This window comes from Pseudomonas sp. Z4-20 (assembly GCF_051131955.1).
In the GTDB taxonomy this organism is placed as follows: domain Bacteria; phylum Pseudomonadota; class Gammaproteobacteria; order Pseudomonadales; family Pseudomonadaceae; genus Aquipseudomonas; species Aquipseudomonas marvdashtae.
The window spans coordinates 2843659-2859343 of sequence record NZ_CP071641.1 but is presented as its reverse complement, the minus strand read 5'-3'; the positions used below and the strand labels follow the sequence as shown (position 1 = coordinate 2859343).

Annotated in this window: 15 protein-coding genes and 1 pseudogene; 5 read left to right on the top strand and 11 right to left on the bottom strand. The window is 61.7% G+C overall.

Annotated features, from left to right (window positions below):
* Window positions 1-38 precede the first annotated feature (38 nt).
* The 4 genes from pstB to pstS all read right to left on the bottom strand — a co-directional run bounded on the left by pstB (window position 39) and on the right by pstS (window position 3857).
* Entirely contained in the window at window positions 39-800 is a 762-nt protein-coding gene (pstB, locus tag J3P82_RS13030) for a phosphate ABC transporter ATP-binding protein PstB (RefSeq protein WP_025214260.1), read from the bottom strand.
* 75 nt (window positions 801-875) lie between these two features.
* Window positions 876-1787 (bottom strand): phosphate ABC transporter permease PstA, encoded by a 912-nt coding sequence (gene pstA, locus J3P82_RS13025; RefSeq protein ID WP_186611880.1) that lies wholly within the window; start codon window positions 1785-1787, stop codon window positions 876-878.
* Complete coding sequence (gene pstC / locus J3P82_RS13020) at window positions 1787-2752, bottom strand: phosphate ABC transporter permease subunit PstC (RefSeq protein ID WP_434557203.1); 966 nt, start codon at window positions 2750-2752, stop codon at window positions 1787-1789. The genes pstA and pstC overlap by 1 nt, the downstream gene beginning before the upstream one ends.
* 73 nt (window positions 2753-2825) lie before the next feature.
* The gene (pstS, locus tag J3P82_RS13015; protein WP_434557202.1) at window positions 2826-3857 is read right to left on the bottom strand and encodes a phosphate ABC transporter substrate-binding protein PstS; all 1032 of its coding nucleotides are present in this window, start codon (window positions 3855-3857) and stop codon (window positions 2826-2828) included.
* Between the two features lie 170 nt (window positions 3858-4027).
* Between pstS and ppk2 the strand changes: the two genes are divergently transcribed.
* Complete coding sequence (gene ppk2 / locus J3P82_RS13010) at window positions 4028-4945, top strand: polyphosphate kinase 2 (RefSeq protein WP_434557201.1); 918 nt, start codon at window positions 4028-4030, stop codon at window positions 4943-4945.
* A gap of 52 nt (window positions 4946-4997) precedes the next feature.
* Here the strand turns inward: ppk2 and J3P82_RS13005 are convergent, their stop codons facing one another.
* The 6 genes from J3P82_RS13005 to J3P82_RS12980 all read right to left on the bottom strand — a co-directional run bounded on the left by J3P82_RS13005 (window position 4998) and on the right by J3P82_RS12980 (window position 11870).
* Window positions 4998-6152 (bottom strand): TIGR03364 family FAD-dependent oxidoreductase, encoded by a 1155-nt coding sequence (locus J3P82_RS13005; RefSeq protein WP_434557200.1) that lies wholly within the window; start codon window positions 6150-6152, stop codon window positions 4998-5000.
* 75 nt (window positions 6153-6227) lie between these two features.
* Entirely contained in the window at window positions 6228-7247 is a 1020-nt protein-coding gene (locus tag J3P82_RS13000) for a putative 2-aminoethylphosphonate ABC transporter substrate-binding protein (RefSeq protein WP_434563660.1), read from the bottom strand.
* Between the two features lie 29 nt (window positions 7248-7276).
* Window positions 7277-8104, bottom strand: coding sequence for a phosphonoacetaldehyde hydrolase (gene phnX, locus J3P82_RS12995; RefSeq protein ID WP_434563658.1), 828 nt, complete (start codon window positions 8102-8104; stop codon window positions 7277-7279).
* A 16-nt stretch (window positions 8105-8120) separates the two neighbouring features.
* Window positions 8121-9824 carry a putative 2-aminoethylphosphonate ABC transporter permease subunit gene (locus J3P82_RS12990; RefSeq protein WP_434563656.1) on the bottom strand — a complete coding sequence of 568 codons (1704 nt, stop codon included), beginning with the start codon at window positions 9822-9824 and terminating at the stop codon, window positions 8121-8123.
* Window positions 9825-9837: 13 nt separating this feature from the next.
* Window positions 9838-10890, bottom strand: a complete 1053-nt coding sequence (locus tag J3P82_RS12985) for a putative 2-aminoethylphosphonate ABC transporter ATP-binding protein (RefSeq protein ID WP_434563654.1) — start codon at window positions 10888-10890, stop codon at window positions 9838-9840.
* 119 nt (window positions 10891-11009) lie between these two features.
* Complete coding sequence (locus J3P82_RS12980) at window positions 11010-11870, bottom strand: LysR substrate-binding domain-containing protein (RefSeq protein WP_434563652.1); 861 nt, start codon at window positions 11868-11870, stop codon at window positions 11010-11012.
* 280 nt (window positions 11871-12150) lie between these two features.
* Between J3P82_RS12980 and J3P82_RS12975 the strand changes: the two genes are divergently transcribed.
* From J3P82_RS12975 to phnE, 4 genes are read left to right on the top strand one after another with little or no spacing between them, the layout of a single operon-like run.
* Complete coding sequence (locus tag J3P82_RS12975; RefSeq protein WP_434563650.1) at window positions 12151-13002, top strand: putative selenate ABC transporter substrate-binding protein; 852 nt, start codon at window positions 12151-12153, stop codon at window positions 13000-13002.
* Window positions 12999-13796: a phosphonate ABC transporter ATP-binding protein gene (locus J3P82_RS12970; RefSeq protein WP_434563648.1), complete on the top strand. Its 798-nt coding sequence runs from the start codon at window positions 12999-13001 to the stop codon at window positions 13794-13796. Before J3P82_RS12975 ends, J3P82_RS12970 begins: the two co-directional genes overlap by 4 nt.
* The gene (locus J3P82_RS12965; RefSeq protein ID WP_434563646.1) at window positions 13790-14617 is read left to right on the top strand and encodes a PhnE/PtxC family ABC transporter permease; all 828 of its coding nucleotides are present in this window, start codon (window positions 13790-13792) and stop codon (window positions 14615-14617) included. The genes J3P82_RS12970 and J3P82_RS12965 overlap by 7 nt, the downstream gene beginning before the upstream one ends.
* The gene (phnE, locus tag J3P82_RS12960; RefSeq protein WP_434563644.1) at window positions 14614-15381 is read left to right on the top strand and encodes a phosphonate ABC transporter, permease protein PhnE; all 768 of its coding nucleotides are present in this window, start codon (window positions 14614-14616) and stop codon (window positions 15379-15381) included. Before J3P82_RS12965 ends, phnE begins: the two co-directional genes overlap by 4 nt.
* Before the next feature lie 18 nt (window positions 15382-15399).
* Here the strand turns inward: phnE and J3P82_RS12955 are convergent.
* Window positions 15400-15647: pseudogene (locus J3P82_RS12955) on the bottom strand (OprD family outer membrane porin); the annotation flags it as partial.
* Between the last annotated feature and the right edge of the window lie 38 nt (window positions 15648-15685).

The window sequence follows — 15685 nt, the reverse complement described above, 5'->3', positions numbered from 1 at the left end:
GGCTTCTGCAGGTATACGGCCTTGACCGGGGGTGTTGCTCAGCTGAACTTACCGCTGATGTAATCCCCGGTCATCTGTTCACGCGGGTTATCGAAAATCTGCGTCGTCGGGCCCATCTCCACCAGATAGCCGGTGCGCGTGCCCTGGGAAATATCCACGGAGAAGAACGCCGTGGTGTCCGCGACACGGATGGCTTGCTGCATGTTGTGGGTGACCAGCGCGATGGTGTAGTCCTTCTTCAACTCGACCATCAATTCCTCGACCCGCCGGGTAGCGATCGGGTCGAGTGCCGAACACGGCTCATCCAGCAGCAGGACTTCCGGCTCGGTCGCGATGGCGCGAGCAATGCACAGACGTTGTTGCTGGCCACCGGAGAGCGACAGGCCGCTGACCTTGAGCTTGTCCTTGACCTCGTCCCACAGCGCGGCGCCTTGCAGTGCGTGCTTGACCCGATCACCGATATCGCCCTTGTAGCGATTGAGGCGCAGGCCAAACGCGACGTTGTCGAAGATGCTCATCGAAAACGGGTTCGGCTGTTGGAACACCATGCCGATGTAGCGGCGCACAACCACCGGATCAACGCCCTTGCCGTAGACGTCTTGTCCAAGGAAATGCACATGCCCTTCGAAACGGAACCCCTTCACCAGGTCATTCATCCGGTTGAGGCTGCGCAGCACGGTACTCTTGCCACAGCCCGAAGGCCCGATGAATCCTGTGATCTTGTTCTTCTCGATCGGCACATGGCTGTCACGTACCGCCATGAAGTTTCCGTAGAAAATCTTGTCCAGTTTGCAGTCCATGACTACAGGCGCCTGGGTGACAAACGGAGCGGCTATTTGCGCAGTGGATACGTTCAAAATCAGATGCTCCCGTTCTTAATACTTAGGCTTGCCGAAAATACGGCTGATGATGTTGACGAACAGCACGATCATCACCAGCACCAACGAGGCCGCCCATGCGAGCTCGAGCTGGTTATCGAAAGGCATGCCGGAGAAGTTGTAGATCAACACTGCAAGCGATGCAGTCGGGTTCATCACCTCAAGACTGCCTTGGTGATAGATCCAGTAGTTGCTGAACAACGCGGTGAACAACAACGGTGCCGTCTCGCCCGCGGCACGTGCCACGGCCAGCATGACGCCGGTCAGGATTGCCGGCATGCCGGTAGGCAAGACGATTTTCCAGATCACCTGTGAGCGGGTGCAGCCCATGCCGTAGGCGGCATCCTTCATGATCTTGGGCACCATGCGCATCGACTCTTCCGCCGTCAGCACGACGATCGGCAGCATCAGTACCGCCAGCGCTACGCCACCCGCCGGTGCCGAATAAGTGCCGGTGGTCATCACCACCAGGGCATAAGCGAATACCCCGGCCAGAATCGAAGGCAGACCCGTGAGCATCTTGGCGGCAAAACGCGAGGCGTTCGCCAGTTTGCTGTCCGGCCCCAGTTCAGCCAGGAAGATCGCCGCCATGATGCCGACCGGCACCGCGATTGCCGCCGCGATACCGACCATCACGAAGGTGCCTGCCATTGCGTTGCCGAAGCCCCCACCCATCTCGAAGCCTGTCGGCGGCAGTTCGGTGAAGACTTCCAGGTTCAGGCGAGCGCCACCGCGGGTAATCAGCATGTAGAGCACGGAAATCAGCGGCACGCTGGCCAGTAGCGCACCCGTCCAGACCAGGGTGGTCAGGATCAGGCTGCGCAGGGCGCGGCCCTCGAACTTGCGCTGCAGGCTGGGCATCGCGCCTGCAGGGGCGGTCAAGTCTGTTGCAGCAGAGAGATCAGTCATCACCTATTTCCCCGTTGGGCATACATCATGATCAAGGAGCCGAAAATGTTCACGATCAAGGTAATCAACATCAGCACCAGTGCGGCATACATCAACACCTCGATCTCGTTCGGCCCGGCTTCCGGGAAGTTCAGCGCGAGCAAGGCCGCCAGCGTGTTGGCCGGCGCGAACAGCGAGAGGGAAATGTTGTTCGCATTGCCTACCAGCATGGCCAGCGCCATGGTCTCACCCAACGCGCGCCCCAAGCCGAGAACCAGGGAGCCGAAAATGCCGGTGGCGGCGGACGGCACCATCACCTTGAGAATCGCTTCCCAATGGGTAGTCCCCATGCCATAGGCGGCCTGCTTGGTTTTCATCGGTACGGCCGTGAGAGCATCCTGGGAAACGGCGGCAATGGTCGGCAGAATCATGATGGCAAGTACCAGTGCCGCAGGGAGCAGCCCCGGTCCGCTCAGGGAGGTACCGAAAAAAGGCACCCAGCCGAGCTCGCTGTTCAGCCAGGTCGTCAGTGGCCGAATCGCCGGGATCACCACGTAGATCCCCCACAGGCCATAGACAACGCTTGGAATGGCCGCGAGCAATTCGACAATGGTGCGAAAGATGGCGGCAAGCTTGGGCGGCAGGAAGTCCTGGGTCAGGAAGATCGCCATGCTGACGCCGAAGAAGCCTGCGATCAACAACGCGATCAGGGCGCTGTAGAGCGTGCCCCAGATAGCCGGCAGAATGCCGTATTTGCCCTGGTTAACGTCCCAGACGCTGCCTAAAAGCACGTCGAAACCGTGTTTCTCCATGCCGGGAAGCGCCTTGCGGCCCACTTCGAACACGAGCGCAAATACCAATGCCAGAATCAGGATCACCCCGATGCGCGCAAGCGCACGAAAGGTGCGATCAACCAGGAAGTCCTTCGTCGAGGGTGGTTGGCAGGCGGAGTCCGGATTAACCGGTACGACAAAAGGTTTGTTCATTGGCTAAGTCCGGAACAAGGGGGAAAACTCCCCCGGCATGCTGGGAGCACACACCGGGAGAGACCTCACGGCATTACTGGATGTTGGCGGAGGCTTTGCGAACCTGCTCGACGACCGATTGCGGCAATGGGATGTAACCCATCGAATCGGCAATCTTCTGGCCTTCGGTCAGGCTGTATTCGACCATTTCACGCATGGCCTTGGCCTTGGCCGGGTTGCCATTGTCCTTGCGGAAGATCATCCAGGTGTAGGAAGTGATCGGGTAGGACTTGGCACCGTCCGGATCCGGCAGCCAGGCCACCAGGTTTTCCGGCATCTTCACCGCAGCCAGGGCCTCGGCACCGCTTTCGGCGTTCGGCACGACGTATTTGCCGGCCTTGTTCTGCAGTTGGGCGAAGTCGACCTTGGCCAACTTGGCGAAGCCGTATTCGATGTAGCCAATCGCGCCCGGGGTTTGACGCACAGTAGCGGTGACGCCATCGTTTTTCGGCGACTTGATGAACTTGTCACTGGCCGGCCAGTTGACGGTGTTGCCCTCGCCCAGCGCCTGCTTGAAGTCAGGGTTGATGGTTGCCAGGTGCTTGGTGAACACCGCGGTCGTACCGCTGGAGTCCGCACGCACGACTACCGTGATCGGCGTATCGGCCAGTTTCAGGTCCGGGTTGGCGGCAGCGATCTGCGGATCGTTCCAGCGCGTGATCTTGCCCAGGAAAATGTTCGAGTATACGTCGCGTGGCAGCTTGAGACCCTTGGGATTGCCCGGCAGGTTATAGGCCAGCACGATTTCCCCAGCGGTCATTGGCAGCAACTGCACGCCTTCGGCGACCTTGGCGATATCTTCATCTTTCATTGCCGAGTCACTGGCGGCGAAATCGACGGTTTTGTTCAGGAAGTCCTGTACGCCCGCGCCGCTGCCCTTGGATTGGTAATCAACGGTGACACCGTCGGATTTCTTGCTGAAATCCTTGAACCAGGTGAGATAGATCGGCGCAGGGAAACTCGCCCCGGAACCCGTCAGACGGACATTCTCTGCTGCGAAGGACGCCGAGGTGGCACACAGAGAAACCGCAATGGCGAGCGCAGCAGACTTCATCAAACTTTTCATTAAGGGACACCTTGTGATTACGGGCTCCCGAACTCTGCAGCAGTTTTGTTACGTTTTCATGAAAGCTCAATGGCAAGCCTCCGGTTACCGCAGCAAAGCATTCCGATGTAATGGGTTCGTAACAAATTTCGCCTAACACTTTGCCATCCTCAATCCGCGAGCCCCCTTCTATGTCCTCTGCACCAGACACCTTGATACAGCGCATCCACCGTGAGCTGCTTGATCACAGTGACGAAGAGCTGGAACTGGAATTGTCCGAAGACGGGCACGACCTGAATGCGCTGTTCGATGAGCACGTAACGGAAGGCACTGAGAAGGATGCTCGGCGGCTGTATTTCAGCGAGCTGTTCCGCCTGCAAGGCGAACTGGTCAAACTGCAAAGCTGGGTGGTCAAGACGGGCCACAAAGTCGTGATCCTGTTCGAAGGACGGGATGCCGCCGGCAAAGGCGGCGTCATCAAGCGCATCACCCAACGCCTGAACCCCCGGGTCTGCCGGGTCGCCGCCCTGCCCGCCCCCAATGACCGCGAACGTACCCAATGGTACTTCCAGCGCTACGTCTCGCATCTGCCGGCGGCGGGCGAAATCGTACTGTTCGACCGTAGCTGGTACAACCGTGCGGGTGTGGAACAAGTGATGGGGTTTTGCAACGAAGATCAGTACGAAGAGTTTTTCCGTACCGTGCCGGAGTTCGAACGCATGCTCGCTCGCTCCGGCATCCAGTTGATCAAATACTGGTTCTCCATTTCCGACCAGGAACAGCACCTGCGCTTTCTGAGTCGCATCCATGATCCGCTCAAGCAGTGGAAACTCAGCCCCATGGACCTGGAGTCGCGCCGGCGGTGGGAAGCCTATACCAAGGCCAAGGAAATCATGCTTGAACGCACCCACATTGCCGAAGCACCTTGGTGGGTGGTACAGGCCGATGACAAAAAGAAAGCCAGGCTCAACTGCATCAATCATCTTCTTGGGCAGATGGCCTATGAAGAGGTAGAGCTGCCGGTAATCGAACTGCCACAGCGCGTCAGGCAAGAAGACTATTCCCGCAGCCCCACGCCACCTGAACTGATCGTGCCCCAGGTGTATTGAAGTCAGCCACGTTGGGGGCCGCTGCACGGCCCCCCTTGTAGCGCATTTGAGATCACGCCGCCGAACTGTGCGGGCGAGCTTCCCCCAGCAAGGCCGCAACGGTGCGCTCGCCAAGCGCAAGGCCCACGCTCATCCCCAACCCGGTGTGCATCAGCACAGCGGTAACCCCCGGCGCGGCTGCGAGCACGCTGAACGGCCCAGGTCCGCGCGCGCCATACACGCCTTGCCATCGTTCCAGTACTTCGATTTGGCCGCCCAGGGTATCTTGCGCAAGATCGATCAGAATCCGATCCACCTGCTCGGCGTTGAACGGCGAGATGTCGCTGCCGTAGACATGGGAGTCGCCGATGATCAGATCGCCGTGCGGTGTGGGACTGATGAGCAAATGGATGCCATGCGTCTCCAACTCCGGATGGTTCGTGCGGATCTGCGCGCGGATGGCCTGCGCTTCAGGCAGATCGGCGAAGGCGCCGTAGTGCACGCAGCTCAGTCCTGTGAGCAATGCATGTCGCAACGCCAAGGGCCGATGTGGGCGGACGCGCAGCATTTGAAGTCCGCACACCTGCGGTTTTAGCGCGGCGATTTGCTCGGCCAGCAGCGTCTGGTAGTCATGGCCTGAGCACACGACAATGTGCCGCGCGGTAAAGCGTCCGGTACTGGTTAACGCACAGTTGCTCTGGACATCGCGCACCAGCGTCGAAAAGTGGAATTCGACACCCAAGGCGCCCAGGTAATCGACAATCTGCGCAAGCGCCTCGCGGGAATACAACTGCTGATCATCCAGGCCGAGCAGCGCCGCGCGATGGTGGGCAAAACGGCCGCCATAGAGTGCCGCCAGCGCCTCGCCACGCAGCAGTTCGGTGCGATAGCCCAACGTCGCGCCCCGCCCGTTCACGAAGGCCTCGAGCAATGCTTCTTCGACCTCAGTGCGGGCGAACAACAGTGAGCCTTGTTGGTGCATATGCAGCCCGGCCCCCTGCCCCAGGGTCTTCCATAAACCGTTCGCCTCCCGTGCCAGGTCCAGCATGATGCCCGGCGCCTGGCCGCCGACCAACGCCTGGCCGAAGTTGCGAATCGAGGCGCCCAGCGGCGTATGGCTGCGCTCGAACACCTTGACCTTGAGGCCGCGCTTGGCACCCGCCCAAGCATGGGCCAACCCGAGAATGCCAGCGCCGACGATCAGCAGATCGCAGTCGTGCTCAGACATGAAAACTCCTTGGAAACGATCGATATTATGAGGCCCGCTCGACACCGCCGGGCCTGCGACAGGCATTACAGAACGCTATTTGGCGACGGGTTCTGACTTGCCGTCGTAACGCTTGCGCCACTCGGCAAGCACCCTGTCGCGGTTCCCCGATGCCCAGGCGAAATCGTTGCGGATCAGCCGTTGTTCGTAGTCCGCCGGCAGCTCCGGCAAACGTTCGGCGATGCCCGGTTGTGCCAGGACGGCGAAGTTGGCTTTGTACAGTTCCATGGCCTCGCGGCTGGCCGAGAAATCAGCGAGTTTCCTGGCGGCGTCCAAGTGTTGGGTGCCTTTGATGATGGCGGTGGCTTCGATTTCCCAGCCCAGGCCTTCAGCGGGCAGCACGATGTCCAGGGGCGCGCCTTTGCGCTTGAGCTGGATGGCCGGGTACTCAAACGAAATGCCGATGGGGAACTCGCCGGCGGCCGCCAGCTTGCAGGGCTTGGAGCCGGAATGCGTGTACTGGCCGATATTGGCGTGCAACTTGTCCATGTAGGCCCAGCCCTTGGCCTCGCCGAAGGTTTGCAACCAGGCGCTGACATCCAGGTAACCGGTGCCCGACGAGGCCGGGTTGGGCATGACGATTTTGCCTTGGTACACCGGGTTGGCCAGGTCTTCCCAGCGTGTGGGCTTGGGCAGGCCCTGCTTCTGTGCTTCCACCGTATTGAAACAGATCGCGGCGGCCCAGACGTCCATGCCGACCCAAGTTGGCGGTGTATCGGCATCCCGATAGTTGGCGGCGATCTGGTTGAGATTCGCCGGGCTGTAGGTATCGAGCAAACCCTGTTGCTTGAGAATCGCCAGGCTGGAGCCGGCGAGTCCCCAGACCACATCGGCTTGCGGGCGATCCTTCTCTGCCAGCAGCTTGGCGGTGACGATGCCGGTGGAGTCGCGCACCCATTTGATCTCGATGTCCGGGTTCTGCTGCTCGAAGGCTTGCTTGTAGGCCTTGAGCTGCTCGACTTCGAGGGCCGTATAGACAGTCAGTTCAGTATCGGCCCGGGCCTGGAAGGTACAGGCGGCCAGCAAGCCAGCGGCCAAGGTGATGCGTTTGGACATGGTACTGCTCCGTGTCAGTCAGTGGGCTTTCAGGTATGGGACGGCAATACGCCGCGGGCCAGCTTCGCGTTGATCTGGTCAATCACGGCGGGCAATTGGGCAATGGTGTCGATGAGATAATGCGGGCGGCAGGCAGCAAACAAACCGTCGATGCGGCTACGCTCGGTCGCCAACTGTTGCGCCGAGAGGGCTTGGAACTGCTCCCAGTCGAGGCCGAGGAAATTGCCGGAAAAACGCAGCGCCACGGTCCACATCCCTGCCCTGCGCCCTTCGAGAATGCCGGGTTCGGTGTCGTCGACCTTCACACAGCCCGCGACGTCGTCCAGGCCCAGGGCAATCACATTGGCCAGCGCCTGCGCCGGGCTTGGCCGCCCCTTGGGAACGTCATCGGTGGCGACCACGTGATCGGGTCGATAACCCTTGGCCGCGGCCAGTTCGACAACCTTGTCCATCACCTGCCTGGGATACCCGGAACAACTGCCGATCTTGAGACCGCGCTGGCGCAGCGCAGCAATGCTGTCCAATGCGCCGGGGATCAGGTCTGAATGGTTGGCGACTTTCGCAATCTGCAGCGGCATGAAGCGTTGGTAGATCGCGGTCACGTCCTCGTCGCTCGGCGCACGTGCGAAGCGGCGATGGAAACGTTCAGCCACCACCGGCTGATTGCACAAGGCACGAATGTGATCCCATTTGCCCATGCCCATCGGGCCACGCGCCTCTTGCAGGCTGATCTCGATGTCGAAGCTGGCGAAGGCTTCGACGAAGATCCGCGTCGGCGCGAACGAACCGAAGTCCACCACAGTGCCCGCCCAATCGAGAATGGCCGCCTGCAGGTGTGTAGGGGTTTGGTAATGCATGACTATCTCCAAGATTTCAAAGACCCGGTGCCAGCTGGCGCCAGGCTTGGGAACGGCGCACCAGCCGGCGCGAGAGTGCCGCGAGCAGCAGCGACACACCGGCCGAGGTCAGCAGGATCAGCGTGGACATCGCGGCGGCCCCGCCGACATTGCCGGCGTCGTCCATGTTCAGCACGGCCACTGCGGCCAGGACGCTGTCAGGGCTGTAGAGAAAGATCGCCGCCGAGACGGTGGTCATCGCTGACACGAACAGATAACGGATGATGTCGAGCAGCGCTGGCAGGCACATGGGCAACGTCACCCGCAGAAAGTGGCGAGCCAGCGGCACTTTGAGCGCCAGCGCCGCGGCTTCGAATTCGTCGTCGAGCTGCCGCAGGGCCGTGCTTGCGGTCATGTGCGCGGTCGTCAAGAAGTGGGCGACGGTGCAAACCACCAGCAGGGCGAGGCTGCCGTATAAACTGTTCAGCGGATTGCCCGGCACGTTGAAGAAAAATACGTAGCCCAGGCCCAGCACCAGGCCGGGCACGGCCATTGGCACGAAGCTGAGCAAGCGCAGGATCCGGGTCAGCGGACTCTGCCGGGTTTTCTCGATCAGGTAAGTGCCGGTGAAGATCAGAAGGCTGCCGAACAAGGCGCTGCACAGCGCCAGTAACAGGCTGTTGCGATAAGCCAGCCAGCCGCCGGGCAGCTCGGAAAAGGCATAGTTTTCCAGCGACAACGACAGGTCGTACGGCCAGAACTGCACAAGTGAGGCGTACACCGCCATGCCGAACACGCCGATCAGCGCGCAGCAGATCAGGGCCGTTACGCTCAGGAAGGCAGCGTCCCTGCCCCATGACGGCGACGGCTGATAAACCTGTGCTCGACCGCTCAGGGTGTCGCGCTGACGACGACGCAGCCACGCGTCCACCGCAAAGCTGAGTAACGCCGGCAGCAGCAGAACCACGCCGATCAGCGCCCCTCGGCCAAATTGCTGTTGGCCAACGACAGCCTTGTAGGCTTCCAATGCAAGCACTTGGTAATCACCGCCGACCGTGACGGGCACGCCGAAATCGGTGATGCACAGGGTGAACACCAGGCAGAAGGCCGCGAACACACCTTGGCGGCTGCCGGGCCAGGTGATGCTGCGAAAGGCTCGCGATGGCGAGGCGCCCATGCTCGCAGCGGCATCGAACAAGCGCGCGTCCGCCAACGCCAAAGCCGACATCAGCACCATCAACGCATGGGGAAAGGTGTAGATCACTTGCCCGAGGACGATGCCCCAGAACCCGTAGATATTGTCGGTCACCAAACCGCGCAACAGCCCTTGGTTGCCGAACAGATAGATCAGCGCAATGCCCGGCAACATCGATGGTGCCAGCAACGGCAGCAGCGAAATGCCTCGCCACAACGGCTTGGCCACGATGCAGGTGCGCTGCAAGGCATAGGCGAAGGCGTAGGCCAGCGGCACAACGATTGCCGCGACGGTCAGCGAAGCCGTCAGGCTGTTGCCCATCAGCCAACGGAAATGGGCGCTGGTGAACAACCTCAGCGCCGACTGCAGGCCGCCGCCCTGGCTGGCGTCCCCGCTGAAAGCACGCCACAGCATGGCGAGCAAAGGCAGCAGTACCGCGAGTACCAGCAATAGCAGAAGCAGCCATTGCCCGCCGCGAATGAACACCCGGTCTGCCAGATCACCGGGTACTTGGCGTGGCTGCAACACGGCCGGCTTGATGGTCATCGTGCCTTCCATATCAGCTGAACACCTGGAGGCTGTGGGACGGCAGCGCGACTTTTAGCGGCGCATGGGTCAGCTGCGCCATGGCGTGTGGCTCCAGCTCCGCCAGCAGCGTGTGGCCCGGCAACGCGTCCAGCTCAAAGCTCAAGCGGCAGCGATTGCCGAGGAAGGTCAGCTCACGCAATTGTGCATCGAACAGATTGTCTTCCGGCGTCGACGGGTTGATCCGTACCGCTTCCGGGCGGCAGAAGAGTCGTCCGCTGCGGCGTGCGTCAGCCCCATGCAGGTTGAGGCGGTGCCCGCCGACGCGCACCTGGCCATCCTGCCCGCGCTCGAAGGGCAGCCAGTTGCCCTGCCCGACAAAGTCGGCGACGAAGGCAGTCGCCGGTGCGCGGTAGATCTGTTGAGCGCTGGCAAATTGTTCAACGCGCCCCTGATTGATCACCGCGATGCGGTCAGCCATCAACATCGCTTCGTCCTGGTTGTGAGTGACCATCAACGTGGTGACGCCCAGGCGTTTTTGCAGCTGGCGCAACTCGCTGCACAGATGTTCGCGTACCCGGGCATCCAGGGCCGACATCGGTTCGTCGAGCAGCAGCAACGACGGCGCCGGGGCCAAGGCACGGGCCAAGGCGACTCGCTGCTGCTGTCCGCCCGAGAGCTGGCCCGGGTATTTTTTCTCGCTGCCGCACAGCCCGACGAGGTCGAGCATTTCGTTGACCCGCCGGCGAATCGTCTCGTGGCTATTACCGGCCAAGCCGTAGCCAATGTTCTGTTCCACCGTCAGGTTGGGAAACAGCGCATAAGATTGAAAAAGGATGCCGTAGTCACGCGCCTGGGGCGCCAGGGTCGAGACATCCCGGGCGCCAATCATGATCGTCCCACGGTCCTGCCGCTCCAGGCCGGCGATGCAGCGCAGCAGCGTGGTCTTGCCGCAGCCGGACGGCCCGAGCAAGCACACCAGTTCACCCGCGGCGATATCCAGCGATACCCCATCCAGCGCCTGGAAGGCTCCGAAACCCTTATGGATGTCGCGAATCTGCATGTCTACGGAGCGTGTGCTTGTCATGACGTAACCTCGATGAGCTGTCAGCTCGACGAGAGTCATGGTAGGCAGGCAGTACGAAAGCTTGATGGCAGTTGGCTAAAAGCTGCCGATAGTGCCATCGGCAAATTTGCGTAGCGGGTTCAGGCGCCGGTTGTCGCTCGTGCCAACTCCAGGAATGCCGAGGGCAGTCGGGCCTGGCGGCGCTCTTTCAAACAGTAAAGGTATTCCGCAATCAAAGGCGCGCCCTCCAGTTCAACGACTTTGAGCTGCGGGTTCTCCGGCACTTCATGACGCGCGATGATGCTGACGCCGATGTTGCGCAGGACTGCTTCGCGAATAGACTCGCGACTGCCGATCTCCAACAACGGGCCTGTCGCCACGCCCGCCTCCAGCAGCGCCGTGGTGAGTGTGCGGGTGGTCGAGCCTTTCTCACGCATCAGCAGGCAGTGCCCGGCCAGGGCGCTCGGCGGCACACGATCATGGCTGGCAAGTGGGTGGCTGCGGTGTACGGCGAGCACCAACGGGTCATGCCCCAACACCAACCGCGTCAGACGCGCGTCCTCGACCAGTTGCGAGGACGCAGCCAGGTCCACGCGGTACTCCTCCAGCGCCTCGATGACCTGCAGCGAATTGCCGATCTCCAGGGTCACTTCGCAAAGCGCAAACTGCTCGCGAAAGCCCTTGATAATATCGAGCACGTAATAAGGGGCGGTGGCGCCAATGCGCAGCGTGCCTTGCACCTGGCCACTGTTGCGCAGGAAAAAATCGATGTCGGCCTCCTGCTGCAACAGCTTCTGCACCATCGGCAACAACTGCGCGCCTTCATCGCTCAGCGTCAGGCGCCGGCCTCCCCGGAAGAACAGCTCCACGCCGTACTGGGCTTCCAGGTTGCGTATCTGCGTGGTGACCGTCGGCTGGCTGAGCCCGAGCTTCTTCGCCGCCTGGGTGACGCTGGCCAGGCGAGCGACCATGTGGAAAGACTTCAGCTCGGCGCTGAGCATGTTGTTGACGCTCCAGAAAGGTGATGGGGCAAGCGACTATAAATAATGAATGGGTAACCTGCAGCCGTGGTGAAAAATTGTGTATTCGGGCGGTAACGAATTCCTTCAAAGAACCGCTTGCATCACGGGTTTGACCTTGTACGATCCCGGCACTGCGATTCAGCGAGATTTACCTGGTCGGTAGAAACGATCAAAATCGCCTCTATTCGTCTACCCTCACACTGCGCCAGGCCGATGCCTGGCGCTTGAATATTCCTGCCTTCATGCACCGGAGATTTTCATGCTCAAGCGTACCCTGGCCCTGGCCGTCGGTTTGACCCTGTCCTTTAGCTCCATTTTGGCCCAGGCCGCCGACACCTTGAAGGTCAGCGCGATCCCCGATGAAGCGCCGACCGAACTGCTGCGCAAATTCAAGCCACTGGGTGCCTATCTGGAGCAACAGACTGGCATGAAAGTGGAATTCATACCGGTAAGTGATTACCCCGCCGTGGTCGAGGCGCTGGCCACCGACCGGATCGACCTGGCCTGGCTGGGTGGTTTCACCTTCGTGCAGGCACGCCTGAAGACCGGCAACGCCATTCCCTTGGTGCAACGTGAACAAGATGCGCAGTTCACCAGCAAGTTCATCACCGCCGATCCCGCCGTCAAGTCCCTGGCCGACCTCAAGGGCAAGAGCTTTGCCTTCGGCTCGATCTCGTCCACCTCGGGCAGCCTCATGCCGCGTTATTTCATGCTCAAGGACGGGATCAAGCCGGAAAGCTATTTCAGCCGTGTAGGTTACTCGGGCGCCCATGACGCGACCGCTGCCTGGGTCCAGGCGGGCAAGGTCGATGCCGGTGTGCTCAACGCCAGTGTTTGGGACAAACTGGTGGCTGCCGGCAAGGTCGACACCAACAAGGTCAAGGTCTTTGCCACCACCCCGGCGTACTTCGACTACAACTGGACCGTGCGCGGCACCCTCGACCCGGCGCTGGCAGCCAAGATCAAGGCAGCGTTCCTGGCGCTCGACCCGGCGAACCCGAAGGACAAGGAAATCCTCGACCTGCAAGCCGCCAGCCGCTTCATCGAAACCAAGCCGGAAAACTACAAGGGCATCGAAGAAGCCGCACGCGCCGCCGACCTGCTCAAATGACATTGCGTCTGACCCAGGCCAGCGTGATTCACGCCAACGGCGCCCAGGCGCTGCGTGGCGTGGACCTGCACATCGGCGCGGGCGAACAGGTCGCTATCATCGGCCCGTCGGGCGCTGGCAAATCCAGCTTGCTCAATGTGCTGGCCACTGCCCTGCGCCCGGCTCAGGGTGAGGTTCAGGTGTTGGGCGAGTCAGCCTGGGAACTCTCGGCGCGTCAGCGTCAGCGCTTGCGCGCGCGCATCGGTCTTATCCATCAGGCGCCGCCCCTGCCCCCGCGCCAGCGCGTGGTCACGGCGGTGCTGGCCGGCAAACTGGGCCAGTGGGGCATGGGCAAGAGCCTGCTGAACCTGCTGCATCCGCTGGATATTCCAGGTGCGCGGGCGGCCTTGGCCCGATTGGACCTGAACGACAAGCTGTTCGCGCAATGCCAGCAGTTGTCCGGCGGACAGCTGCAGCGGGTCGGCATCGCCCGCGTGCTGTACCAGGCGCCCGAGGTGCTGTTGGCGGACGAGCCGGTATCGGCGATGGACCCGGTGCTGGCCGAACACACCCTGTCGGTGCTTTGCCAACATGCCCGGGAACATCGCGTGACCCTGGTTACCAGCTTGCATGCGGTGGAGCTGGCCCTCGGACATTTCTCCCGGATCATTGGCTTGCGAGACGGCCAGATTCTCTTCGATTTGCCGGCCGAAGCGGTCGACCGCAAGCAGCTCGACACGCTGTATGCCAATGACCAACTGGCGTCCTTGTCGAGTCCACCGCCATCCTCGAGCGTGCAGATCCCCCGATGCTGAAGCGTGACTCCCGGGATCCGGCCGCCCGCCCTCGCCTGCTTATGGGCCTTTTGGCTCTAATCCTGTTGTGGCCGGGCCTGCGATTCAGCGAATTGAACCTTGGCGTGCTGCTGGCCAGCGACAGCCAGAGCGAAATGGGCCGGTTCGTCGCCGCGTTCTGGCCGCCGGCCCATGACGAGGCGTTCGTCGAGATGTTGCTGCAAGCCACGTTGCAGACCTTGGCGATCGCCACCGCCGGTATGGCCCTGGCGCTTTTGTTTGCGGTTCCGGCCAGCCTGCTGGCCAGCCGCGCCTTGTCATTGTCGGCTGCGTACCGTGCCGGTAGGCCCAGTCAATGGGGCCAGTGGCTGCGTTGGCCGATACGCGGCCTGCTGATTTTCCTGCGCAGCGTGCCGGAAATCGTCTGGGCCTTGCTCTTTGTCCGGGCCGTCGGCCTGGGCCCGACCGCCGGTGTGTTGGCCATCGCCATTACCTACAGCGGCATGCTCGGCAAGGTCTACGCGGAAATCTACGAGTCGGTCGACCAGCGGCCGGCCCACGCGTTGATGCAGGCCGGTAGCGGCCGGCTCGCGGCATTCTGCTACGGGATCCTGCCTAACGTCGCCGCCGAGCTGCTGTCGTACACCGTGTATCGCTGGGAATGCGCCGTTCGCGCCTCGGTGGTGATGGGTTTCGTTGGTGCGGGTGGCCTGGGGCAGCAAATGGACCTGTCGTTGCGCATGTTCGCCGGCGGAGAAGTCGCCAGCCTGCTCCTGATGTTCCTGGCACTGGTGCTGCTTGCCGATCAGCTCAGTCGCCTGCTGCGCTGGAGGCTGGCATGAATCGCTTGCTCAACACGTTGATGATGCTGGGCATTGGCGCGGCAGTCGTTGCCTCGTTTGCGTACCTGGGCATCGACCTGGCGGCGTTGGCTGACAACACCAATCTCAAGCAGATGGCCGCTTATGCGCAACGCTTCCTCAGCCCCGACCTGAGCCCGGCCTATCTGAAGGCGGTCGGCCACGGCGCGCTGGAAACCATCGCCATGTCTGCTGTTGGCACGCTGCTCGCGGCGGTGTTGGGGTTGGCCTTGGCGCTGCCTGCCGCCGGGCGACTTGGCTGGCCCCTGCAAAGCGCGTCGCGCCTGTTGCTGAACGCGTTGCGCGCGGTGCCGGAACTGGTGTGGGCGGCGTTGATGGTGTTCGCCGCGGGACTCGGCCCCAATGCCGGCACGCTGGCACTGGCCTTGCACACGGTCGGCGTGCTCGGCCGGCTGTTTGCCGAGGCGCTGGAAAACACCCCGCCACAAGCCGCCGACGCCATTCGCCTGCAAGGCGGCAGCGCGCTCTGGGCTTTTTGCTACGGCACCCTGCCCAACCTGATGCCGCAGCTATTGGCCTACACGCTGTACCGCTGGGAAAACAATATCCGCATGGCCAGCGTATTGGGTTTCGTCGGTGCCGGGGGCCTGGGCCAGATGCTCTATGTCAGCCTCAGCCTGTTCCAGGAAGCCCAAGGCAGCACGGTGATCCTGGCCATGTTGGTGCTGGTCTTCACCGTCGACACATTGAGCAGTTGGAGCCGCCAGCGCTGGGTCAAGGCGTGACGGTGGCCCAGCGGGGCGTTACCACAGCGCCATCGTGTAACTGACAATCAGCCGGTTCTCATCCAGGTCATTGCCGAAGTTCGAGCGCACCGTTGCATTGCGCCATTTCAAACCCAGCCCTTTCAGCGTGCCGTCCTGGATGACATAGGCGATGTCGGTGTTGCGTTCCCATTCCTTGCCGTCGCCGGCGGCGCTGCGCTGGACGTTGTCGCCGCTGATGTAGCGGGTCATGAAGGTCAGCCCAGGCCAAAACCCAAGGTGCCGGCGGTGTACCCCGACTCGATGCGCAACAAGAAGCCTTGCG